The 23491-nt window shown below is 43.7% G+C and carries 24 protein-coding genes and 1 pseudogene; 21 read left to right on the top strand and 4 right to left on the bottom strand.

Features of this window, described 5'->3' with window-relative positions:
• Nucleotides 1-88: 88 nt before the first annotated feature.
• The gene (gene ileS / locus AC4HAN_RS05140; protein ID WP_491091519.1) at nucleotides 89-2881 is read left to right on the top strand and encodes an isoleucine--tRNA ligase; all 2793 of its coding nucleotides are present in this window, start codon (nucleotides 89-91) and stop codon (nucleotides 2879-2881) included.
• A 117-nt stretch (nucleotides 2882-2998) separates the two neighbouring features.
• On the opposite strand, the gene AC4HAN_RS05135 is transcribed toward ileS, so the two are convergent.
• From AC4HAN_RS05135 to AC4HAN_RS05125, 3 genes and pseudogenes are all read right to left on the bottom strand, one after another.
• Complete coding sequence (locus tag AC4HAN_RS05135; protein ID WP_491091518.1) at nucleotides 2999-3301, bottom strand: DUF1827 family protein; 303 nt, start codon at nucleotides 3299-3301, stop codon at nucleotides 2999-3001.
• A 67-nt stretch (nucleotides 3302-3368) separates the two neighbouring features.
• Nucleotides 3369-3844 (bottom strand): annotated as a pseudogene (locus AC4HAN_RS05130) (NUDIX domain-containing protein).
• 163 nt (nucleotides 3845-4007) lie between these two features.
• The gene (locus AC4HAN_RS05125; RefSeq protein WP_491091585.1) at nucleotides 4008-6275 is read right to left on the bottom strand and encodes an ATP-dependent Clp protease ATP-binding subunit; all 2268 of its coding nucleotides are present in this window, start codon (nucleotides 6273-6275) and stop codon (nucleotides 4008-4010) included.
• A gap of 74 nt (nucleotides 6276-6349) precedes the next feature.
• On the opposite strand from AC4HAN_RS05125, the gene AC4HAN_RS05120 reads away from it, so the two are divergent.
• The 10 genes from AC4HAN_RS05120 to AC4HAN_RS05075 all read left to right on the top strand — a co-directional run bounded on the left by AC4HAN_RS05120 (nucleotide 6350) and on the right by AC4HAN_RS05075 (nucleotide 14388).
• Nucleotides 6350-6490: a hypothetical protein gene (locus tag AC4HAN_RS05120; RefSeq protein WP_491091517.1), complete on the top strand. Its 141-nt coding sequence runs from the start codon at nucleotides 6350-6352 to the stop codon at nucleotides 6488-6490.
• Nucleotides 6491-6529: 39 nt separating this feature from the next.
• A complete protein-coding gene (gene argF / locus AC4HAN_RS05115; RefSeq protein ID WP_491091516.1) occupies nucleotides 6530-7510 on the top strand; it encodes an ornithine carbamoyltransferase in 981 nt (326 codons plus the stop codon).
• A gap of 75 nt (nucleotides 7511-7585) precedes the next feature.
• Nucleotides 7586-7816: a DUF1797 family protein gene (locus tag AC4HAN_RS05110; protein WP_491091515.1), complete on the top strand. Its 231-nt coding sequence runs from the start codon at nucleotides 7586-7588 to the stop codon at nucleotides 7814-7816.
• Nucleotides 7817-8107: 291 nt separating this feature from the next.
• Nucleotides 8108-8791 carry an amino acid ABC transporter permease gene (locus AC4HAN_RS05105; RefSeq protein ID WP_491091514.1) on the top strand — a complete coding sequence of 228 codons (684 nt, stop codon included), beginning with the start codon at nucleotides 8108-8110 and terminating at the stop codon, nucleotides 8789-8791.
• Nucleotides 8791-9525: an amino acid ABC transporter ATP-binding protein gene (locus tag AC4HAN_RS05100; RefSeq protein WP_491091513.1), complete on the top strand. Its 735-nt coding sequence runs from the start codon at nucleotides 8791-8793 to the stop codon at nucleotides 9523-9525. Before AC4HAN_RS05105 ends, AC4HAN_RS05100 begins: the two co-directional genes overlap by 1 nt.
• A gap of 255 nt (nucleotides 9526-9780) precedes the next feature.
• A complete protein-coding gene (locus tag AC4HAN_RS05095; RefSeq protein ID WP_027975739.1) occupies nucleotides 9781-10245 on the top strand; it encodes a ferrous iron transport protein A in 465 nt (154 codons plus the stop codon).
• 8 nt (nucleotides 10246-10253) lie between these two features.
• The gene (gene feoB, locus AC4HAN_RS05090) at nucleotides 10254-12404 is read left to right on the top strand and encodes a ferrous iron transport protein B (protein ID WP_491091512.1); all 2151 of its coding nucleotides are present in this window, start codon (nucleotides 10254-10256) and stop codon (nucleotides 12402-12404) included.
• 14 nt (nucleotides 12405-12418) lie between these two features.
• A complete protein-coding gene (locus AC4HAN_RS05085; RefSeq protein WP_491091511.1) occupies nucleotides 12419-12565 on the top strand; it encodes a FeoB-associated Cys-rich membrane protein in 147 nt (48 codons plus the stop codon).
• A 123-nt stretch (nucleotides 12566-12688) separates the two neighbouring features.
• On the top strand, nucleotides 12689-13543 hold the full coding sequence (locus AC4HAN_RS05080) for a bifunctional methylenetetrahydrofolate dehydrogenase/methenyltetrahydrofolate cyclohydrolase (RefSeq protein WP_491091510.1): 855 nt from the start codon (nucleotides 12689-12691) through the stop codon (nucleotides 13541-13543).
• Nucleotides 13540-14388 (top strand): NAD(P)H-hydrate dehydratase, encoded by an 849-nt coding sequence (locus AC4HAN_RS05075; protein WP_491091509.1) that lies wholly within the window; start codon nucleotides 13540-13542, stop codon nucleotides 14386-14388. Before AC4HAN_RS05080 ends, AC4HAN_RS05075 begins: the two co-directional genes overlap by 4 nt.
• Nucleotides 14389-14402: 14 nt before the next feature.
• Here the strand turns inward: AC4HAN_RS05075 and AC4HAN_RS05070 are convergent, their stop codons facing one another.
• Complete coding sequence (locus tag AC4HAN_RS05070; protein WP_491091508.1) at nucleotides 14403-15047, bottom strand: HAD family hydrolase; 645 nt, start codon at nucleotides 15045-15047, stop codon at nucleotides 14403-14405.
• A 251-nt stretch (nucleotides 15048-15298) separates the two neighbouring features.
• Here AC4HAN_RS05070 and xseA point away from each other — a divergent pair, with 251 nt between their 5' ends.
• From xseA to AC4HAN_RS05020, 10 genes are all read left to right on the top strand, one after another.
• The gene (gene xseA / locus AC4HAN_RS05065) at nucleotides 15299-16642 is read left to right on the top strand and encodes an exodeoxyribonuclease VII large subunit (protein WP_491091507.1); all 1344 of its coding nucleotides are present in this window, start codon (nucleotides 15299-15301) and stop codon (nucleotides 16640-16642) included.
• Nucleotides 16617-16832 carry an exodeoxyribonuclease VII small subunit gene (locus AC4HAN_RS05060; protein ID WP_491091506.1) on the top strand — a complete coding sequence of 72 codons (216 nt, stop codon included), beginning with the start codon at nucleotides 16617-16619 and terminating at the stop codon, nucleotides 16830-16832. Before xseA ends, AC4HAN_RS05060 begins: the two co-directional genes overlap by 26 nt.
• Before the next feature lie 2 nt (nucleotides 16833-16834).
• A complete protein-coding gene (locus AC4HAN_RS05055) occupies nucleotides 16835-17704 on the top strand; it encodes a polyprenyl synthetase family protein (RefSeq protein WP_491091584.1) in 870 nt (289 codons plus the stop codon).
• Entirely contained in the window at nucleotides 17697-18524 is an 828-nt protein-coding gene (locus AC4HAN_RS05050; RefSeq protein ID WP_491091505.1) for a TlyA family RNA methyltransferase, read from the top strand. Before AC4HAN_RS05055 ends, AC4HAN_RS05050 begins: the two co-directional genes overlap by 8 nt.
• Nucleotides 18511-18975, top strand: coding sequence for an arginine repressor (locus AC4HAN_RS05045; protein WP_491091504.1), 465 nt, complete (start codon nucleotides 18511-18513; stop codon nucleotides 18973-18975). Before AC4HAN_RS05050 ends, AC4HAN_RS05045 begins: the two co-directional genes overlap by 14 nt.
• An 18-nt stretch (nucleotides 18976-18993) precedes the next feature.
• On the top strand, nucleotides 18994-20652 hold the full coding sequence (gene recN, locus AC4HAN_RS05040; protein ID WP_491091503.1) for a DNA repair protein RecN: 1659 nt from the start codon (nucleotides 18994-18996) through the stop codon (nucleotides 20650-20652).
• Nucleotides 20653-20815: 163 nt separating this feature from the next.
• Nucleotides 20816-21655 carry a DegV family protein gene (locus AC4HAN_RS05035; protein WP_491091502.1) on the top strand — a complete coding sequence of 280 codons (840 nt, stop codon included), beginning with the start codon at nucleotides 20816-20818 and terminating at the stop codon, nucleotides 21653-21655.
• On the top strand, nucleotides 21648-22499 hold the full coding sequence (locus AC4HAN_RS05030; RefSeq protein WP_491091501.1) for an SGNH/GDSL hydrolase family protein: 852 nt from the start codon (nucleotides 21648-21650) through the stop codon (nucleotides 22497-22499). Before AC4HAN_RS05035 ends, AC4HAN_RS05030 begins: the two co-directional genes overlap by 8 nt.
• Nucleotides 22474-23073 carry a YpmS family protein gene (locus AC4HAN_RS05025; protein WP_491091500.1) on the top strand — a complete coding sequence of 200 codons (600 nt, stop codon included), beginning with the start codon at nucleotides 22474-22476 and terminating at the stop codon, nucleotides 23071-23073. Before AC4HAN_RS05030 ends, AC4HAN_RS05025 begins: the two co-directional genes overlap by 26 nt.
• Nucleotides 23074-23168: 95 nt before the next feature.
• Nucleotides 23169-23444 (top strand): HU family DNA-binding protein, encoded by a 276-nt coding sequence (locus tag AC4HAN_RS05020; RefSeq protein WP_027975724.1) that lies wholly within the window; start codon nucleotides 23169-23171, stop codon nucleotides 23442-23444.
• Nucleotides 23445-23491: the final 47 nt, after the last annotated feature.

Raw genomic sequence — 23491 nt, 5'->3', positions numbered from 1 at the left:
TTTTATGTTTATCTGGATGACAGACAGTGTCTTTGCTGCTGCAGATAGCTGTCCCTGTAATAATTTAAGAATGAGATAAGGAGTTATAATGAAATTAAAAGAAACGCTTAACCTCGGTAAAACACCTTTTCCTATGCGTGCGGGACTGCCCAATAAAGAACCGCAGTGGCAAAAACAATGGGACGAAGCAGATATTTATGCTAAACGTCAGGAATTAAATGCCAATAAGCCGTCTTTCTTCCTGCATGACGGCCCTCCCTATGCGAACGGCAACATTCATTTAGGACATGCCCTCAATAAAATTTCGAAAGATATTATCGTACGTGCTAAATCAATGTCCGGTTTCAGGGCACCGTATGTTCCGGGATGGGATACCCATGGTCTGCCAATTGAGCAGGTGCTGGCTAAAAAAGGTGTTAAGCGTAAAGAACTTGATCTGGCTGAGTATTTGGAGATGTGCCGTGACTATGCTCTAAGTCAGGTTGATAAACAGCGTGAAGACTTTAAACGATTGGGAGTGTCCGGTGACTGGAAGAATCCTTATGTGACCTTGGTACCGGAATATGAAGCCGCTCAGATTCGTGTTTTTGGTGCTATGGCTGATAAGGGCTACATTTATCGCGGTGCCAAACCGGTTTATTGGTCTTGGTCGTCTGAATCTGCACTGGCAGAGGCAGAAATCGAGTACCACGATATTGAATCAACATCGCTTTACTATGCCAACCGTGTTAAAGATGGCAAGGGAGTGCTGGACACAGATACCTATATCGTTGTCTGGACAACAACACCTTTTACCATCACAGCTTCCCGCGGTCTGACCGTCGGTCCGGATATGGATTATGCCGTGGTCAAACCAGCCAATGATGAACGTAAATTCGTGGTTGCGCAGGCTCTGCTTGTGGAATTGTCAGAACGTTTTGGCTGGGAAAATCCAGAAACCTTAGCTGTTTATAAAGGAAGTGAACTTGATCGCATCGTTACAGCCCATCCATGGGATGATGATGTAGAAGAATTGGTTATGAATGGCGACCATGTTACGCTTGATTCCGGTACCGGAATTGTTCATACGGCGCCCGGCTTTGGTGAAGACGACTACAATGTAGGGATTAAATACGGTCTTGAAGTGGTCGTTACTGTTGATGAGCGCGGTATCATGATGGAAAACGCCGGTTCTGATTTTCAAGGGCAATTCTATGACAAGGTTCTGCCGACAGTCAAAGAAAAACTGGGTGACCTGCTGCTTGCGTCTGAAGTCATCACTCACTCCTATCCATTTGACTGGAGAACGAAAAAACCGATTATCTGGCGGGCAGTACCGCAGTGGTTTGCTTCGGTTTCAAAATTCCGTCAGGATATTCTTGATGAAATTGACAAGGTTGATTTCTATCCTTCTTGGGGTAAGACACGTCTGTACAATATGATCCGAGACCGCGGCGACTGGGTTATTTCCCGCCAGCGTGCCTGGGGTGTGCCGCTTCCAATCTTTTATGCAGAGGACGGAACAGCTATTATGACCAAGGAAGTTACGGATTATGTTGCTGATCTGTTTGAAAAATACGGTTCGATTGTGTGGTGGCAGCGCGATGCCAAAGATTTGCTGCCTCAAGGATTTACCCATCCGGGATCGCCTAATGGCGAGTTCACCAAAGAAACGGATATCATGGACGTTTGGTTTGACTCAGGCTCATCTTGGAATGGTGTCCTAAATACACGTCAGGAACTTGCTTACCCTGCTGATCTTTATTTGGAAGGGAGCGATCAGTATCGCGGCTGGTTTAATTCATCCTTGATTACTTCTGTTGCCGTTAATGGACATGCTCCTTATAAATCAGTCCTGTCTCAAGGCTTTGTGCTTGATGGCAAGGGTGAAAAGATGTCCAAATCAAAGGGTAATATCATTTCACCAAGTGACGTAGCTAAGCAATACGGTGCTGAAATTCTTCGTTTGTGGGCAGCTTCTGTTGATACTGACAGCGATGTGCGGGTATCTATGGAAATATTAGGTCAGGTATCAGAAACCTACCGTAAAATCAGAAATACCCTTCGTTTCTTGCTGGCCAATACAGCTGATTTTAACCCACATACAGATGCGGTAGCCTTTGAAAACCTTCGTTCTGTTGACAAATACATGACCATCAAGTTTAACAAACTTGTAGCGGCTGTCAATCAAGCTTACAAGGATTATGATTTCATGGCTATTTATAAGGCTGTTGTTAATTTTGTGACGGTTGACCTGTCAGCTTTCTACCTTGATTTTGCCAAAGATGTCGTCTATATTGAGGCAGCAGACAGCTTGGCTCGCCGGCAAATGCAGACTGTTTTCTATGATATTTTAGTCAAGATTACAAAACTGCTGACACCGATTCTCCCGCATACCAGCGAAGAAATCTGGTCTTATCTGGAACATGAAGAGGAAGAGTTTGTACAGTTGGCAGAAATGCCGGAGGCACAACATTTTGTTAATCAAGATGAAATTTTGGATACCTGGGATGCCTTCATGTCACTTCGCGACCAAGCTCAAAAAGCTCTTGAAGAAGCCCGCAATGCGAAGATTATTGGTAAATCGCTTGAAGCGCATTTGACTGTCTATGCAGGTGAAGAAGTTTATGCTCTTCTTACGGCTCTCGACAGTGATGTGGCTCAATTGCTTATTGTATCGCAATTAACCGTGACACAGGAAGCAGCACCGGAGTCAGCCCTTGCTTTTGAGGATGTTGCATTTACTGTTGAGCATGCTCATGGTGACGTCTGCGATCGCTGCCGCCGTGTGGACGAAAGTGTTAAAGAACGCTCTTATAATGCTGTTGTTTGTGATCACTGTGCAGCCATCTTGGAAGAACATTTCCCAGAAGCTATCGCTCAAGGGTTTGAAAGTAAATAATGAAAAAGACTTGGAGCTTATCTTCAGTTAATGAAGCTGAGAACCAAGTCTTTTTTTATCTAAATGTGCCGTTGCAGTCCCAAAGAAAAAAGCCAGAAACAGCTGTTTCTGACTTGACTAGCTAATTATCGGAATGGAAATCTCAATCAGATTTGCTGTATGCAGGGTTTTTAACTGATCTAAAAGAATAATATTTTTATCGATTTTACGCTTGAGGAAAAATTCTCGGATAGCTTCAATTTCACTGTCTTTAATAGCACGATGTTTATTTGAAATTAAGAGTTCATAATGTTTAGGGGCCTGGGTAAAAATAACATCAGTATTGCCGGCTGAATAAGTTTCAACAAGTGTCGCATCTGTATGCTGCAGCTGATTTTTTACCAAGCGCTGGTGGCTGCTGGTCGTGTTGATCAATCTCATAACTTTCCTCCTGTAGTAGTGTCGTAATAATATTATAGCATGATTTGAGGCGAAATGTTATCTGAATTTAGTTTTTCTGGTGCTCTTTTTGCCAGCAGTCAATGCCCCATTTGTGGCTGCCGCGTTTTAATTTTTCCCTGGCTTCTGCCAGAGAAAACCAGGCCAGATGATTGAAATCTTCAAGAGGCTTGCCAACCTTGTTAAAACTTGTTACCTCATAAATATAAGCAGGATTGTAAAAATAAGTGTTCCTGTGACTGGAATAAAAATATTCATCTGCCTGACCATAGTACCGGCCGATAACAGCGGTAAATCCCAATTCTTCAAGGAGTTCTCGTTCCAAAGCCTGCAGCTGATTTTCTCCTTTTTCGATTTCACCGCCCGGTAAAAACCAAGCTCCGTTTGGCGCCTGAACAAGAATAATTTTCTCTTGACTGGGATCAGCAATCACTGCATAAACCCCAAAGCGTTCTTTGTAATGGACGTCTGCTTTTTTTTCGCCGAAAGTTGGATGGTTCATGTTGTCTCCCTCCAAATAATCATGTCAATATTGCTTATTATTATACTAAAAAACGATTTTTTTGCCTAGTGCGTTTGGAAAAGAAAGATCAAGATAGTGAGAAATTCAAGAAAAGACCAGAAGCCGCAAGCTATTCCCTATAAAATAAGAGGCTGGGATTTTGTCTGACCCCAGCCTCTTATGACGTTATTCCGATTCTGAAGCAGTATTAGCGACTGTTTCAACTTTATTATTGGCAGGCTTGATGCTGATAGCGCCTTTGCTGGTCAGAACAGCTTTCAGATTCTTTTGGTCAGGGTTTTCAAGGTAGAAATCGGTAATAGCGTCTTCAATATGATCTTGAATGGTTCTGCGAAGCGGTCTTGCACCCATTTTTGGATCATAACCGAGATCAACCAGTTTTTCCTTAACCTTATCAGTAACATCAAGGTGAATGTCATTGACTGACAAACGATTATTAACATCATCCAGCATCAGGTCAACGATCTTAAGCAGGTTGTCCTTGCTCAGTGCTTGGAACTCAATGATACCGTCGAAGCGGTTCATAAATTCAGGACTGAAGAAGTTGCCCAATTCACCCAGAACAGAGTTTGTCCGGCCTTCTCGGCTGGCACCAAAACCAACACTGGCTTCGGCTGTACCTGTACCGGCATTAGAGGTCATGATAATAATCGTATCTTTGAAGCTGACCGTGCGGCCTTGACCATCGGTCAAACGACCGTCATCCAAGACTTGCAGGAACATGTGCATGACATCCGGATGGGCTTTTTCAACTTCATCAAGCAAGATGAGAGAGTAAGGATTGCGGCGGACTTTTTCAGTCAGCTGCCCGGCTTCCTCATAACCGACATATCCCGGAGGCGCTCCGACAAGTTTTGCAACAGCGTGTTTTTCCATATATTCACTCATGTCAAAGCGAATCATGCTGTCAGCAGATCCAAAGAGCTCAATAGCTAATTGTTTAGACAGCTCGGTCTTACCAACACCGGTAGGTCCTACAAAGAGGAAGCTGCCGATTGGCCGGTTAGGAGTACCCAATCCTACGCGGTTGCGGCGAATGGCCTTAGCAATCTTATCAACAGCTGCATCCTGTCCGATGACATGCTGTTTTAAATCATCCGCCAGATGGATTAATTGAGACTGTTCTTTTTCTTTGAGCTCACCAACCGGAATGTTTGTCTTTTGCTCAACGATGGCTTCAATATTTTTTTCTGTGATGATTGGTGTATTTTGCTCATCAATCTTAGCAGACTGCATTTCCTTATATTTAGCGATCTGATCGCGGAAGTAGGCTGCTTTTTCATAATCTTCATCACGGGTTGCCTGAGCCTTGAGATTTTCAGCTTCAGCCAAGCGGTGATCGATTTCTTTAGGATCTACAAAATTAAGGGTCAAATTCATCTTAGAACCGGATTCGTCCAGCAGGTCAATGGCCTTGTCCGGCAGGAAGCGGTCCTGAATGTAGCGGTTGGACAGATTAGCAGCTGCTTCAATGGCCTCGTCAGTATATTTGACATGGTGATAATCTTCATATTTAGGCTGGATGCCTTTGAGGATAGTGATTGTTTCTTCAACACTAGGTTCATCAACCTTGACAGGCTGCATCCGACGTTCCAGAGCCGCATCTTTTTCAATGATTCGGTATTCATTGAGTGTCGTAGCACCGACAAGCTGAAGATCACCGCGAGCCAAAGCAGGCTTCAAAATGTTACCGGCATCCATATTGCCGTCACCGGCAGAACCGGCTCCGACAATTTCATGGATTTCATCAATGAAGAGGATGACATCTTTGCGCTGACGGATTTCTTCCATTAATTTTTGCATGCGTTCTTCAAACTGTCCTCTGATGCCGGTACCTTGGACCAGGCTGACAACATCAAGGCGGATAACATTTTTGCCTTGTAGTTTTTGAGGAACATCATTGTCAACAATTTTTTGAGCTAATCCCTCAACAACAGCAGTCTTACCGACACCGGGTTCTCCGATGAGAACTGGATTATTTTTGGTTCGGCGGTTAAGAATTTCAATAACCCGCGTAATTTCTTCATCACGGCCGATGACAGGATCAATTTCGCCTTTGCGGGCAATATCGGTTAAATTGATTCCAAATTCTTCAAGCAGGCCGTTTGGCCGTTGAGGAGTCTGCTGGCGAGGGCCACCGGGACGCCGATTGTTTCCGTTGCCGCCATTGCCACCGCCGGACTGAGTCTGCGGAGAATTAGGCAGGTCCTGATTGAAGGCTCGGAAATTATTTAAATCCCCAAAGAAATCATCAAAGAAAGGATTCATTGATGAAGAATTTTGCTGGGAAAGATTATTCAAAAAGCTGTTTTCAGGATCTGTTTTCATAATTTGATAGCAATTTTGGCAGAGATCAACCTGCTTTTGCTGACCGTTAACACTTGTGTACAAGTGAATGGTCGCTTCATTTAAATTACAATTTTGACAGAGCATCATTACTACCTCTTTCGTTGTAGAATACAAGATTTGACTATTAAAACATTTGGTCAATAATGGTCAAACTTTATATGTTAATTATAGCACCATTCAGACATAAATCAAGTAAAAAGATTGAAAGTCAGACCTTTGATAAGGTTTGGACAAGGGACTGCAGTGTAGTGGCTGCTGATATCGGACATTCTGCAAAAAGACTTGACAATTATGAATAAAAATGTAAAAATATAGTATAAAAATGCAAGGAGATACAAATGACAGCCACAAAATCATTTTTAAAAGAGATAGATTATACAAAAGAAGAATTGGAAGCTCTTATTGACCTTTCTCTGCAATTTAAAAAATTAAAAAAAGAAAGAGTTCTTCATAACTATTTGGACGGTTTAAATATTGCTCTTATTTTTGAGAAAACCTCAACGCGAACCAGAAGTGCCTTCACTGTTGCCGGTCAGGATCTGGGCATGAATGTGACCTATCTTGGGAGCAATGAAATACAATTAGGAAAAAAAGAGTCGGTTGTTGATACGGCTAAAGTTTTGGGCTCCATGTTTGACGGCATCGAATACCGCGGTTTTAAGCAGGAACATGTGGAGATGCTGGCTGAATTTTCAGGAGTTCCTGTGTGGAATGGCTTGACAGATACCTGGCACCCCACTCAGATGATAGCTGATTTTATGACGGTCAAGGAACATTTTGGAAAATTGGACGGGCTGACACTGGCTTATTTGGGAGACGGCCGCAATAATGTTGCCAATTCTCTGCTGGTGACTGCGGCTATTTTAGGGATTAATGTAAAGATTATTGCTCCTAAAGCCTTGCAGCCTAAAAAAGAGATTGCTGCCTTGGCTAAGCAGCACCAAACAGGAGGAACCATTACCATTACAGATGATACTGGAGCAGTCAAAGGTGCTGATATACTTTATACTGATGTTTGGGTCTCAATGGGAGAAGAGGTGGATTTCAAGGCAAGAATTGATTTGCTGATGGACTACCAGATTAACCAATCGTTGCTCGATAAGGCGGCTAATCCTGAAGCGATTGTTTTACATTGCCTGCCTGCTTTTCATGATACCAATACCGAAATAGGTCAGACTATTTATGAGCAGTATGGCTATAAAGAACTTGAGATTACAGATGCTCTTTTCCAGAAATACAGCTCGGTTATTTTTCAGGAAGCCGAAAATCGTCTTCATTCTATCAAAGCCATCATGTATCAATCCCTAAAAAATATCTAAAATGAATGATTTTACTGTTTTTTTGCCTTATTTGTGTTAAAATAAGAAGAGTTAAAAAACGAATAGGAGAATATCATGGAATCACATTTAGTGAGAATTATTAATCGTTTAGAATTGATGACGACTGATGACAGTAATTTGAAACGCCATTTTGAGCGTGACGGCGCTGTTGTTGCTGAAGTTTCATTTAATAATGATCCGGAAAACGGTCCTGTGTTTACCCTGCGGGATGTTGCAGCGCGTGAGACTTATACGTTTGACAGTATTGATCTCATCGCTATGGAAATTTACGATTTACTCTACTAATCATACAATCACAAAGAGAGGTTGGGAGACAATTCCTAACCTCTTAATTTGTATTTAGCAGGAATAACTGCAGCTAAAAGCAAGGGGTTCTTACAATAGATCCGGCTAAGCTTTGTTTTTCCTGCTCAATTAAGAAAGCAGGGACCTGTATAAAAACTATCGGTCTGTTTTTTAGTTTTTACTAGTCTGCTTTGCGGCAGCTGCTGATATTTGGCAAAAGCGCCGGAAGATGGCTTGTATTTTTATTCAAATTATAATATAATATTTCATATCATTTTAGAGGAGTAATCAATGGATTTTTCATTTTTACCCAAGTATTGGGCTTATTTTAATTATGGGGTGCTTGTTACCATCATGATCTCGGCATGCGTAGTATTTTTCGGGACCATTATCGGTGTTTTGGTGGCCTTGATTAAACGCAGCAATATTAAATTTTTAAATTGGCTGGTGTCCTTTTATGTCTGGATTTTCCGCGGAACGCCTATGGTTGTTCAGATCATGATTTCTTTTGTCGTTTTGCACTTTGCCAATATGCCTATTGTTAAATTCGGTGTTTTGGATTTGGATTTTTCGCGGCTTTTGCCGGGGATTATCGTTTTATCGCTGAACAGTGGTGCTTATATTTCAGAAATTGTCCGTGCCGGTATCGAAGCGGTGCCCAAAGGTCAGCTGGAAGCTGCGTATTCGCTGGGAATTAAACCGGTTAATGCTATGCGTTATGTTATTTTGCCGCAGGCTTTTAAAAATATCCTGCCGGCCTTGGGGAATGAATTTATCACCATTATCAAGGACAGCTCACTTTTACAAACCATCGGTGTCATGGAGCTGTGGAACGGTGCTCAGTCAGTTGTGACGGCAACCTATCTGCCTTTGACCCCGCTTTTATTTGGAGCCTTTTATTATTTGATGGTGACGACATTGATGTCAGCACTGGTCAAATCACTTGAAAACCGCTTTGGTAAAGGAGACAGCTAATGTCAGAAACACTCATCAGTATTAAAAATCTGCACAAATCTTTCGGTAAAAATGAAGTCCTCAAAGGAATTGACCTTGATATCAAACAAGGAGAAGTTCTGGTGATCATTGGTCCGTCGGGTTCCGGGAAATCAACGTTTTTGCGGACCATGAATCTTTTGGAAATACCAACTAAGGGACATATTACCTTTGAGGGTGTGGATATCACAGATAAGACCAATGATATTTTCAAAATGCGTGAGAAGATGGGAATGGTCTTTCAGCAGTTTAACCTCTTTCCTAATATGACTGTTCTTGGCAATATCACATTGTCTCCGATTAAAACGAGAGGACTCAGCAAGGCTGAAGCCGAAGAGAAAGCCTATCAGCTCTTGGATAAGGTCGGCTTGCGGGACAAGGCTGATGCCTACCCTTCAAGTCTTTCAGGAGGGCAGCAGCAGCGTATTGCTATCGCGCGCGGATTAGCTATGGATCCGGATGTCCTTTTATTTGATGAACCGACTTCAGCCCTTGATCCGGAAATGGTTGGTGAAGTGCTGGGTGTTATGCAGGATTTGGCTAAATCAGGCATGACCATGGCAATCGTTACGCATGAGATGGGCTTTGCACGAGAAGTTGCTGACCGTGTTATCTTCATGGATGACGGTGTTATCGTTGAGGAAGGATCGCCTGAGGCTGTCTTTGAAAATACTAAAGAAGAACGCACCAAGGATTTCTTGGGAAAAGTCTTATAAATCAAGCAGGAGCTGGAAGATACATCTTCCGGCTTTTTTCATTTCCCTAAAGGCGGCAAAGGGGCAGATAAATGAGAATTGGCAGCAGCACTTTTTCGCTTTTTTAGCAGATGCAAACCATATAAAAGTACCTTCTTTTTACTGTCACTGCAGCCCTTCGGGTCTGTTTTGGGGTGTCAGAAATTGCCAAATTATGATATACTGAATGAGTAAAATTGTTGATTTTATCAAGAATATTAATGGAGGTCAAGAAATTTGATTCTACAAGATGCACGTCTCAATGTTCCTTATAACATTGTCAGTATCAATCTGCCGGAAGCCAGCATAAGGCATCTTTCTAATCTGGGCTTAAAGGTTGGCAGCCGTGTTGAGCTGATTTCAAAGACAAAATCCAGTGCTATTGTCATGTTAAAATCAAGCCGCCTTGCTTTTGATGACTCCATTTTAGCTCAAATAGATGTCAGTGAGGATAAGGAAACGATAGAAACCCTTCCCTTATCAGAGCTGCCGGTAGGACAGTTTGCCTGTATTGATAACATTTTTGCTGTCAATGAGGCCAAACGCCGTTTGATGGATATGGGGCTGACGCGCCATACCAAGGTTTATCTTCGCAAGGTGGCCCCTTTGGGAGATCCGATAGAGATTAGCCTGCGCGGCTATGAGCTGACGCTTAGAAAATCTGAAGCGCAAATGATCAGCGTTGTCAAGATAGATGAATAGGAGGAAAGATGACAGAAATTGCTTTGATTGGCAATCCCAACAGCGGAAAGACCAGTCTTTTTAATTTGCTGACAGGAACCCGTCAGCATGTCGGAAACTGGCCCGGCGTAACGGTTGAACGCAAAAGCGGACAAGTCAGAAAACTAAAAGCTGTCACTGTACAGGATTTACCGGGGATTTATTCCATGTCTCCTTACAGTCCGGAAGAAAAGGTGGCGCGTGATTACCTGCTCAGCAATCAGGCAGATTCTATTTTGAATGTGGTTGATGCGACCAATTTGGAAAGAAATCTGTATCTGACAACCCAGCTGATTGAGACGGGTATTCCTGTGACGATCGCTCTTAATATGAGTGATGTTTTAAAAAGTCAGGGAAAACTAATCAGTGTCGAAAAATTAGCTTATCAGATGGGAGTTCCGGTTGTTGCTACCAGTGCTTTGAAAAATACTGGTATTGACAAGGCTCTTAAAAAAGCCGGCCAAACAACTAAAGCCAGTGTTGACAGCATTCAGTACCCAACCTATGATGCTAAATTTGAAGCGGCCATTGCTCAGATTACAGAAGTTCTCGGCCAGACAGTCCCAGAGCGTTCTGGGCGCTTCTACGCCATAAAGTTATTTGAACGTGACCGCTTGGTTGAAGAAGAACTGGATTTGTCTGCTTTTCAGAAGAAAGAAATTGAAGATATTATCCATATTACGGAGGAAATCTTCACAGAGGACTCAGAATCGATTGTTATCAATCAGCGCTATGCCTTTATTGAACGTGTCAGCCAAATGGCACAAAGTCAGGACAGTGACTTTAAGATGTCTGTATCTGACAAGATTGACAAGGTCGTAACCAATCGGATCTTGGCACTGCCGATCTTTGCAGGCGTCATGTTTTTGGTTTACTACCTCTCCATCCAGACAGTCGGAACTATTGGCACCGATTGGGTCAATGATGTGCTCTTTGGTCAATATGTGCCTGATTTTGCAACCGGGATTCTGGAGAGTTTAAAAGTAGAAGCTTGGCTGCAGTCGCTGATTATTGACGGTATTGTAGCCGGTGTTGGGACAGTGCTCGGTTTTCTGCCGCAAATATTTGTTCTTTTTGTCTGTCTGGGAATTTTAGAAGATATCGGCTATATGAGCCGGATTGCCTTTGTTATGGACCGGATTTTCAGGCGTTTCGGCCTTTCGGGCAAATCGTTTATTCCCATGTTGATTTCAACAGGCTGCGGAGTTCCCGGGATCATGGCCAGCCGAACCATTGAAAATGAACGTGATCGGCGTATCACCATCATAACAGCAACTTTCATGCCCTGTTCGGCCAAGCTGTCCATTATCGCCTTGATTGCAGGAGCCTTTTTCCCGCATAATCCTTGGATTGCTCCCAGTGCTTATTTCCTGGGAATGGCTGCTATTATTTTATCAGGGATTGCGCTTAAGAAAACGAGTTTTCTCGGCGGCTATACCAGTCCTTTCATTATGGAGCTGCCCGGTTATCACCTGCCAAAAGCTGACGCTGTCCTGCGCTATGCTTTTGGCAAAGCCATGAGCTTCATCAAGCGTGCAGGGACCATTATTTTCAGTTTAACGGTCTTAATCTGGTTTATGAGTTCTTATAATTTTGCCTTTCAGGCCGTTGATACGGAAAACAGTATTTTGGCCTATCTGGGCCATTTGCTGGCATGGATTTTCACACCGCTTGGTTTTGGCAACTGGAAGGCAGCAGTAGCGGCTATTACCGGTCTTGCAGCTAAGGAAACGGTTGTAGCAACCTTTGGCATTCTCTACCATAATCCTAATGCGACAGAAACCACACACGCGCTTTGGACCAGTCTTCAAGGGGATTACACAGCTCTTGCTGCCTATTCCTTTTTAACCTTTAATCTGCTGTGTGCGCCGTGCTTTGCGGCTATCGGAGCGATCCGGCGGGAAATGGGGAATCTCAAGTGGACCTTAGCGGCAATTGGTTTTCAAACAGGTCTTGCCTATCTGGTCAGTCTCCTTATTTACCAAGTAGGTCTTGTGGCTTTTTATGGCAAGCCTTTCTCCCTTTGGACCGGCGTAGCTGCTGCAGTGTTTGCAGTCATGCTTTACTTCATTATGAGAAAACCGCGTCAAATTAAAGAAGAAATCATTACTTTGGACAATTTAGGTCTCATTCACGACTGATAAAGGAGAATCAGATGTCAACGATTATTATTGCCCTGCTGATTGCAGGCGGTGCTTTTTTGGGCATGCGTCATTATCTTAAACAAAAAGGCTCTTGCGGAGACTGCAGCTGTGCCTGCCCCATCAAAGAGGAAATGAAGAAATCAGCTAAATCGAACTAGCAGAATCTTCTGCCGGGAAAAGTAATCCTTTGAACGGCCTATAAGAATTAAATATAAGAAAAAGAGAGGCTGCGGCTCTCTTTTTTTGATATAATAGATTTAGTTTTATTTCAGGAGAGAAAGATGACAGATATTATTGACGGTAAAGCCTTAGCACAGCAGATGCAGACGCAGCTGGCTGAGAAAGTTGCGCGCATGCAGGAAAAATACAATCTTGTTCCGGGGCTGGCAGTGATTTTAGTTGGAGATAATCCGGCCAGCCAGGTCTATGTCCGCAACAAAGAACGCGCCGCTAAGAAAGCGGGTTTTAAAAGCGAGACAGTGCGCCTGTCAGATGCCATCAGCGAAGAAGAACTAATTGATGTGATCGACAATTATAATCAAGATCCGTCTATTCACGGTATTTTGGTTCAGCTGCCGCTTCCTGCTCATATTAATGACAAAAAAATAATTTTGGCTATTGATCCGCATAAGGATGTTGATGGTTTTCATCCCATGAATACGGGGCATTTGTGGAGCGGCAGACCGGTTATGGTGCCTTGTACGCCGGCGGGCATCATGGAAATGCTGAGCGCTTATCAGGTGGATCTTGAAGGCAAGCATGCGGTGATTATCGGCCGCTCAAATATTGTCGGAAAACCGATGGCACAATTATTGCTGGATAAAAATGCAACAGTTACTTTAACGCATTCACGGACACGGCACCTTGCTCAGGTAGCAAGACAAGCAGATGTGCTGATCGTTGCTATCGGTCAGGGCAATTTTGTAAGCAAGGATTTTGTCAAAGATGGCGCAGTCGTGATTGATGTCGGCATGAACCGTGATGATGAGGGCAAGTTAGTTGGGGATGTTAAATTTGATGAAGTCGCCCAAGCTGCCAGTCTGATTACGCCGGTTCCGGGAGGTGTGGGTCCTATGACCATCACTATGCTTTTGGAACAAACCTATCAAGCTGCCCTTAGAAGTGTGGGAAAATGATAATTGATGAAAAACTAGCTCGAAAAATTATTCAGCCGCGTCCTCTTGAAAGTCACAAGGGGACTTTTGGCCGTGTTCTTTTAATTGGCGGCAACTATCCTTACGGCGGTGCCATCATCATGGCAGCTCTTGCCTGTGTTAACAGCGGAGCTGGCTTGGTTACGGCTGCGACACATAAGGATAATATCACAGCCCTGCACAGTCATCTGCCTGAGGCTATGGCTTTTGATATGGCAGAAAAAAGCCGCCTGTCAGAACAGACAGCTGCGGCTGATGTGATTCTTATCGGATCGGGCTTGGCTGAGGATACTCTTGCTCATCAAACCTTTGACTTAGTCTGGCAGTCTCTCAAAGAGCATCAGATCCTGATTATTGACGGCTCTGCTTTAAACCTGCTGGCTAAGAAAGACAGCATTCAATGGCCGACGAAAAATATTATTCTCACTCCCCACCAAAAAGAATGGGAAAGGCTGTCAGGTCTTGTTATTTCAGAACAGACTGAGGCTAAAACAAAAACAGCGCTAGCCCGTTTTCCAAAAGGAACCACCCTAGTCGCTAAATCCCATCAAACGAAAATTTATCAAGGCAACCGTGTCGGAGAGCTGCATGTCGGCGGTCCCTATCAAGCAACGGGCGGTATGGGAGATACCTTGGCAGGTATGATAGCGGGCTTTACTGCTCAATTTAAATTCGATCTTTTTGAAACTGTCGCAGCAGCAGCCTATCTTCACTCTGCTGTTGCTGAGGCGCTGGCCCGGACTGCTTATGTTGTTTTACCCACAAGGATCAGCAAAGAACTGCCAAAGTGGATGAAGGAGCTGAGCAAGGGCTCTCTGCCGTTGTAAAAAATCAGCACAGCTTATTTCTTTAGATACTGGTAAATGTCACTGTAGTCTGTAATCAGCTGATCAGCTGCGCTTAAATCCTGAGCGGGATAATCTGGGTTGGCAAATCCAAAACAATACATACCGGCAGCTTTGGCCGCCCGAGTACCATTTTTAGTGTCTTCTATGACGATGCATTCAGTCGGCTGGGCTTTTAAGAGCTGAGCCGCATACAAGAAAACATCCGGAGCTGGTTTTGAATGGGGCACCTCTTCGCTGGTTACCATATAATCAAAACAGTCTGCCAGCTGAAGTTCTGCCAAGGCACGCTTGATTTCTTTCAAGGGTGACGATGATGCTACTGCTAAGCGATAGCTATGGTCTTTCAGCCAGCGGATTAGGGTTTGAACGCCCTTGATTGGCCGTACGCCGTCCCGTACTATCAAAGCATCACGGCGCGCATTCATATCGGCTATGTATTCGGCCACTGATTTTGGCAGGTTAAACTCATCTTTCATTTGCTGCCACATGAATTCAAAAGTTGTTCCCATGTATTGATACTGATGAGATTCATCTACGTCAATTCCTTCATCGCGCAGGATCTGTGTTTTAGTTTCAAAAAAGGTGTATTCTGAGTCAACAATGACACCGTCCATATCAAAAATAATAACTTTTTCCATATAACCATCCATTTCTACCTTATATTGTAAACGTTTTCTCCCGTGTTTTCAAGTTCAGCATCAACAATGCAGCAATACTGAAGGTAATTCATTAATCTTACAGGCAAAAGGGCTGCCACAGTGTTTTTCTGACAGCTCTTTTTTCCTGTCTAAGATCTGCTAAATTCTGTATTTTTTGCTATAATTGTAGTACTATGCAGTTTGGATAGCAGATGCAGTTCCGCGGCGTGATATTTTAGGAAAGGAGTTCCATGGCTGAGTATTTATCGGTGTCATCTTTGACCAAGTATTTGAAGCTGAAATTTGACCGCGATCCTTATTTGGAGCGGGTGTACTTAACTGGACAGGTTTCTAATTTCAGAAAACGGCCTAAACATCAGTATTTTTCGCTGAAAGATGAAAAGGCTGTCATTCAGGCAACCATGTGGAGCGGGATTTATCAAAAACTGGGTTTTGAGCTGGAAGAAGGCATGAAGATCAATGTCATTGGGCGTGTGCAGCTTTATGAACCATCGGGTTCTTATTCCATTATCATTGAAAAAGCAGAGCCGGACGGTATCGGAGCCTTAGCTGTTCAGTTTGAGCAGCTCAAGAAAAAGCTGACAGAGGCCGGTTATTTTGATGAGCGCCATAAAAAGCCTCTGCCGCGCTTTGTGAAAAAAATCGGTGTTGTCACCAGTCCCAGCGGTGCGGTCATTAGAGATATTATTACGACAGTTTCGCGCCGCTTTCCCGGAGTGGAGATTTTGCTTTTTCCAACCAAGGTGCAAGGAGAAGGTGCCAGCCAAGAAGTGGCGGCTAATATTCGGCTGGCAAATGAGCATGCAGATTTAGACTTGCTGATTGTCGGCCGCGGCGGCGGATCTATTGAGGACCTCTGGGCTTTTAACGAAGAAACAGTGGTTCAGGCTATCTTTGATTCTCATTTGCCCATCATCTCCAGTGTCGGGCATGAAACAGATACAACTTTGGCCGATTTTGCAGCAGACCGCAGGGCAGCTACTCCTACGGCAGCAGCAGAATTAGCCACTCCGGTGACCAAGGCTGATTTGTTCGCCTTTCTTCAGGAAAGGCAGATGCGGTCCTATCAGGCGGTCATGCGGCTGATTCGGCAAAAAGATGAGAAAGTCAGAAAACTTCAGCAGTCAGTTATCTTTAGGCAGCCGGAAAGGCTCTATGATGCCTATGTGCAAAAATTAGACCATTTAAAAACGAGACTGTTGACACAAACGCAGCAGACCTACGATTATTACGATCGGGAAGAAAGGCTGCTGAGACAGCGATTGCAGTCGGTTGATCTGTCGGGAACGATAAATCGTTATCAAGATCAGCTAAAGCAGACCCAGCGTTTGCTTTTGAGCCATATGACCAGTCAGTATGACAGTAAATTAGCCCGCTTTGAAAAGGCACAGGATGCGCTTTTGTCTCTGGATACCAAGCGGATTGTCGCACGGGGTTATGCGATTGTTCAAAAAGACAGCCATATTATTCAGTCCGCCAAGGAGATAAAAAAAGGCGACCGTCTCAGTCTGGCAATGAAGGACGGACACGTTCAAGTGGAGGTAGAAGATGTCGAACAAGAAGAAAACATTTGAAGAAAATTTGCAGGAATTAGAGGAAATTGTCGGGAAACTCGAAAACGGTGATGTTCCTCTCGAAGAAGCCATTGCTGAATTTCAAAAGGGAATGGTGCTTTCCAAGGATCTGCAAAAGACTCTGGAATCAGCAGAAAAAACGCTGGTCAAGGTGATGCAGGCTGACGGCAGCCAAGCGGAAATGGACTGATGGTGGATAAGAAAATAAAAAAAATTGATCAAGCCCTGCAGGACTACTATGGGCAAAAAGCTGTCTCCAAGGACCTTGTTGATGCTGTTTTATATTCCATTCATGCTGGCGGCAAGCGGATCAGACCCTTGCTGTTTCTGGAACTTTTGCAGGGGTTCGGCCTAAGTTTGCAGGATGCGCATTATCAAGTAGCAGCCTGTCTGGAGATGATCCACACAGGCAGCCTCATTCATGATGATCTGCCTGCCATGGATAATGATGACTACAGGCGGGGACAGCTGACCAGCCATAAAAAATTTGATGAAGCAACAGCCATTTTAGCAGGTGACAGTCTTTTTCTGGATCCTTTTGGTTTGCTGGCCAAGGCTGACTTAGCTGACAAGATCAAAATACGCTTAGTAGCCGAACTGTCAGAAGCTTCAGGAACCTATGGCATGGTGGGCGGTCAGATGCTGGATATTAAGGGCGAACAGGCTCAGCTGGATTTAGCTGATTTAGCCCAAATTCATGCTAATAAAACCGGAAAACTCTTGACTTTTCCTTTTGTTGCTGCCGGTCTGATTGCAGAGCTGTCCGAAAAAGATTTGGCTGCCCTGCGCCGTGCGGGTGAACTGATTGGTCTGGCTTTTCAGGTGCGTGATGATATTTTGGATGTGACAGCTGATTTTGCTCAGCTGGGCAAGACACCGCAAAAGGATATAACTGCCGAAAAATCAACCTATCCCAGTCTTTTAGGCTTAGATAAGTCATATGACATTTTAAACGATGCTCTCGATCAGGCGCAGGCCATTTTTCAAACATTTGCTGCACAAAGCTCCTTTGACAGCAGTCAGATTGAGATGATGATAGAAAGGTTGCGTCTTCATGCCTAAGGAAAGAGTAGATGTGTTAGCTTACAAGCAAGGCCTCTTTGAGACGAGAGAGCAGGCCAAGCGCGGAGTTATGGCAGGCTTGGTCGTTGCTGTTTTAAACGGTCAGCGCTATGATAAACCCGGCGAAAAAATTGATGCAGCAACTGAATTGAAATTAAAAGGTGACAAGCTCAAATATGTCAGTCGCGGCGGGCTTAAACTGGAAAAGGCTTTGACTGTTTTTTCGCTTTCGGTAGACGGCCTGGTAACACTTGATATAGGCGCTTCTACAGGCGGTTTTACGGACGTTATGCTGCAAAATGGAGCTAAACTGGTCTATGCGGTTGATGTCGGAACCAATCAGTTAGTATGGAAGCTGCGTCAGGATGAGCGCGTGCTGAGTATGGAACAATATAATTTTCGCTATGCAGAACCAAAGGATTTTACAAACGGTCAGCCGGCTTTTGCGTCTATTGACGTCAGTTTTATTTCCCTGTCTTTGATATTGCCGGCCCTGTTTAAGATTTTAGAGGATAAAGGGCAGGTTGTTGCACTGATTAAACCTCAGTTTGAAGCCGGCCGGGAGCTGATTGGCAAACACGGGATTGTTAGGGACAGGCAGGTTCATAGAAGTGTCTTAGAAAATGTGAGCGCTTTTGCGACAGATTGCGGATTTACAGTTAAAGGCCTGGATTTTTCACCGATTCAAGGCGGGCACGGCAATATTGAATTTTTAGCCCATTTAGAAAAGTCGGACCATCCTGAAAATCAGATTGCACCGGATATTGAGACTATTGTAGATCAAGCACACGAGGAATTTAAAAAGAATGAAAAAACGTGAACGGTTAGAACTAATCAAAAAAATTGTTTTAGAAAATGAGATTGAAACCCAAAATGAATTGGTCGGGCTGTTAGAAAAAGAAGGTTTGCAGGCAACACAGGCAACCATCTCCCGAGATATTAACGAAGTTGGAATTATTAAGGTACCGACGGCAAACGGCCGCTATATTTACGGTCTGTCTAAGGGAAATACCCGAAAAGAAGCCGCTGCGCCCAAGCCAGCAGAAAATTCTGTTCAAGCTGTGTCGGAAAAAATTTCAGGTTTGGACCATTTCCTGCACATTAATGTTGTCCCGGGCACCAGCTACCTGCTCAAACGTTTCTTGCTCGAACGGTTTGAGGGGCTTATTTTCAGCTTGATTGCTGATGATGACAGCCTGCTTTTGCTTGCGAAAAGTCCTGAAGACAGCGACCGAATCCGCCGGGAAATCAAGTCTTGGATGAAAGAATAAACTAAAAAAGGAGGGAGCATGCTTTTAGAAATTGCCATAAAAAACTTTGCTATTATTAAAGAAATTTCACTCAGCTTTGAGCAGGGTATGACTGTTTTGACTGGTGAAACAGGTGCGGGGAAATCCATTATCATTGATGCTATGAACATGATGCTGGGGAGCAGAGCCAGTACTGATGTTATCCGCCACGGCAGTTCTAAGGCAGAAATCGAGGGTTTTTTTTCCATTGATGCCAATCCGTTTTTAGAGGAGCTGTTGCAGGATAATGGCATAGAGTGTTCCGATGAATTGATTATCCGCCGGGAAATTTTGCAAAACGGCCGCAGTATCAGCCGCATCAACGGTCAGATGGTGAATCTTGCAACCCTGCGTGCAGTTGGGCAGTATCTGGTTGATATTCACGGTCAGCATGATCAAGAAGAACTCATGCGTCCGCAAAAGCACATCCAGCTTTTAGATGCCTTTGGCGATGAGGCTTTTCAAACAGCTAAAAAGACCTATCAGGAGCTGTTTGACCGCTATAAAAGTCTGCGTAAACGTGTCCTTGATAAGCGCAGAAATGAAAAAGAACATCAAGCCCGAATTGAGATGCTGGAGTATCAGATTGCTGAAATTGAAGCAGCCGCTCTCAAATCAGGCGAAGATCTGAAGCTGCAAAAAGAGCGGGACAAGCTGATGAATCACAAACTCATCGTGGATACCCTGACCAATGCTTATGTCCTGCTGGATAATGACGATTTTTCCAGTCTTGCCAATGTCCGCTCTGCCATGAACGATCTGCAAAGCCTGGAAGAATACGATGCTGATTATAAGGAATTATCCGACAGTCTCAGCGAATCTTACTATATTTTGGAAGATGTCAGCAAGCGTTTGGGAGATATTCTGGACAGTCTGGACTTTGATGCCGGTGCCTTAGCTCAGATTGAAGCGCGGCTGGATACGATTAACGCGATTACCCGCAAGTACGGGGGGACAGTAGATGATGTCTTGGATTATTTTACCAATATTGCCAAGGAATATGACCATCTAACAGGAAATGATTTGTCTTTTGACGATATTGAAAAAGAATTAAAATCATTGGAACAGTCCTTAGTTGCATCTGCAGCAGAGCTGAGTCAAAAGCGCCATGCTATTGCAGAGCACCTATCCAAAGAAATCAAGCAGGAATTAAAGGACCTCTACATGGATAAGGCTGATTTCAAAGTGGTTTTCACTAAGGGCAAGTTCAACCGTGAAGGAAATGAGGCTATCGAGTTTTATATTTCCACAAATCCGGGAGAAGGCTTCAAACCTTTGGTTAAAGTGGCTTCCGGCGGAGAACTGTCCCGGCTGATGCTGGCGATTAAATCAACTTTTTCCCGCCGTGAAGATAAGACCAGCATTGTTTTTGATGAGGTTGATACCGGTGTATCAGGCCGTGTGGCGCAGGCCATAGCGCAAAAGATTTATAAAATTGGCTGGCACGGTCAGGTTCTGGCCATTTCTCATCTCCCTCAGGTCATTGCCATCAGTGACTATCAGTATTTCATTGAAAAACAAAGCAACGAGGATTCAACTGTTTCGACTGTCCGTCTTCTGACCCCAGATGAAAGAGTTGAAGAGATTGCCAAGATGCTGGCAGGAGACAATGTTACACCGGCTGCCCGTGAGCAGGCTAAAGAGTTGCTGAGGAAATAAACAGCAGTTCTAAAAAGCTCTCAGGCAGGGAAAATGGACCATTAAAAAACAGCGAGTGCTTTTCTGACTTTTTGTGCCGTAAAACTTCCCCTAAAAGGCTATTATCTGGTATAATAAAAGCGATACTATAAAAATAGAAAGCTTAAATGAAGCAGGATATAACATGAGCAAAATTAAAATTGTCACCGATTCATCTATTACGATCGAACCTGAATTGGTCAAGGAACTGGATATTACGGTCGTCCCTTTAACGGTTATGGTTGACGGTGAAATTTATTCCGATAATAACCTTAAGGAGGAAGGCAAATTTCGCACGCTGGCTAAAAACAGCAAGACACTTCCTAAAACCAGCCAGCCGCCTGTGGGCTTATTTGCTGAGACGTATGAGCATCTTCTAAAAGAAGGTGCAGAGCATATTGTTGCCATCCATATTACTCACGCCTTATCGGGAACCGTTGAAGCATCGCGTCAGGGAGCCAATATTGCCGGGGCAGATGTTACTGTTTTGGACTCTTCTTTTACGGATCAGGCTATGAAATTCCAGGTTGTTGCAGCAGCGCGGGCGGCTAAAAGCGGCAGCAGTCTGGAAGAGGTTCTAGCCAAGATTGAAGAGGTTAAAAAGAAAACAGAGCTGTTCATTGGCGTCTCAACATTGGAGAACCTTGTCAAAGGCGGCAGAATCGGCCGTGTAACAGGTCTGATCACTTCCTTGCTTAATATCAGAGTTGTCATGGAGCTTAAAGACCATGTTCTAAATCCGGTTGCCAAAGGGCGGGGCAATAAGACTTTCAACAAATGGCTGGATAGTTTCATTAGCCATATCAAAAACCGGAAAGTTGCTGAGATTGGTATTTCGTATGCGGGAACGGCAGAACTTGCCAACGGTCTCAGAGACAAGCTGCAGGCCTATGTTGAAAAGGAAATTGCTGTTTTTGAAACTGGCTCAGTCATTCAGACTCACACAGGTGAAGGAGCTTTTGCGGTGATGGTGCACTATGAATAAAAAACTTCCTAAAGGACTTGCTTTTTTTCTTGCAAGCCTTCTTATTTTCGGTCTCTTATTTTACTTTTTAATCCCAACTCAAGAAGCTAGTTTAAAAAATGTGGGAAACAAGCTGTCCATAAAGAAATCGGCGACGTTTAATTATGTGGCAATCGGTGATTCGCTGACAGAAGGCGTCGGGGACACGACAGAGCAGGGCGGCTTTATTCCGCTGCTGTCACATGAGCTGCAGACGAGCTACCATTATGATGTGGCCAGCAATAATTACGGGGTTTCAGGCAATACCAGCCAGCAGATTTTGGCACGGATGTCAGAAGAAGAACAAATTCAAAAAAGCCTTACAAGGGCTAATTTGATGACGCTGACAGTCGGGGGCAATGATGTTATGGCTGTTATCCGCAAGGATTTAGCTAATTTGAAAGCATCGTCTTTTACAAAACCGGCTCAGATTTATCAGAAACATCTGAGAAAAATTATTGAGCTGGCCAGACAGGACAATAAAGACCTGCCTATTTATGTGGTCGGCATCTACAATCCCTACTATCTAAATTTTCCTGATTTGACACAAATGCAGGAAATTATTGATAAGTGGAATGAAGGAACGCAGAAAGTCACTGCAGAATATAAAAATGTTTATTTTGTCTCGATTAATGAATTACTTTATAAGGGTGTTGACGGCGGTCAGACGGCTGTTGAAGCACCAAGCAGTGAGAGTGATTCCGGCCAGATAACCAACAATCTTCTTTCCGAAGATGATCGTTTCCATCCCAATAATGTCGGTTATCAGATTATGTCAAAAGCAGTAATGGAGAAAATCAGTGAAACAAAGAAAAATTGGAACTAAAAGGAACTGGTGGAAGTGGGCTTTCCTGCTTTTGTTGGCTGTTAATATTGCTTTTTGGAGCATTATTATCATCCGAGTAACGGGGGGCTCCGCAAGTGATACTAAGAGCAGTCAAACAGTAAAAAATCCGATTAAGGTCGGCACTATTACGACGACTAAAGAAGAGCTCAACCAGACCCTGACCAGCTATTTAGATGATTATCAGTCCGAAGATATGGGCTACAATGTGCGTCTGACATCCACGAACATTGAATTTCAGGGAAGCTATAAACTTCTGGGAACGGAAGTGCCGCTTTACATCTATTTTGAGCCTTATCATCTAAAAAGCGGAGCTATTCAGCTTAAAGTAACATCAATGTCGGTGGGCAACCTGCCTTTACCGGAAGCTGAGGTGCTCAGCTATATCAAATCCAGCTACAAGCTGCCGGACTTTGTTGAAATTCTTCCTAAGAAATCTGTTGTCAACATTAATCTGCAAGCGATTGACAATGACAGCGGCCTTTATTTGAAATCGACAGCCATCAATCTAGCGACTGATGAAATAAACTTTGATATTTTAAAGAAAAATCGGTAAAAAGGCATTAAATACTTGACCTATCTAGGTTTTTTAGGTATGATAGAATCTGTTAAAGCCTATAAGGCTTATAAAATTATTGGAGGATTTGTTAAATGGCTAACAAACAAGATTTGATCGCAAAAGTTGCTGAAGCTACTGAATTGACTAAGAAAGATTCAGCTGCAGCAGTTGATGCTGTATTTTCAGCAGTATCTGAATACCTTGCAAAAGGTGAAAAAGTGCAACTTATCGGTTTTGGTAACTTCGAAGTTCGCGAACGTGCAGCACGCAAAGGTCGCAACCCTCAAACAGGTGAAGAAATCGAAATTAAAGCTTCTAAAGTTCCGGCATTCAAAGCTGGTAAAGCTCTTAAAGACGCTGTAAAATAATTATAGCCCAGTCTAAAAACCCTGCCCATACGGGCAGGGTTTTTGCT

Source organism: Streptococcus sp. ELY_86 (genome assembly GCF_058314495.1).
The sequence above is the reverse complement of the archived record's forward strand: the minus strand, read 5'-3'. Positions and strand labels throughout refer to the sequence as shown.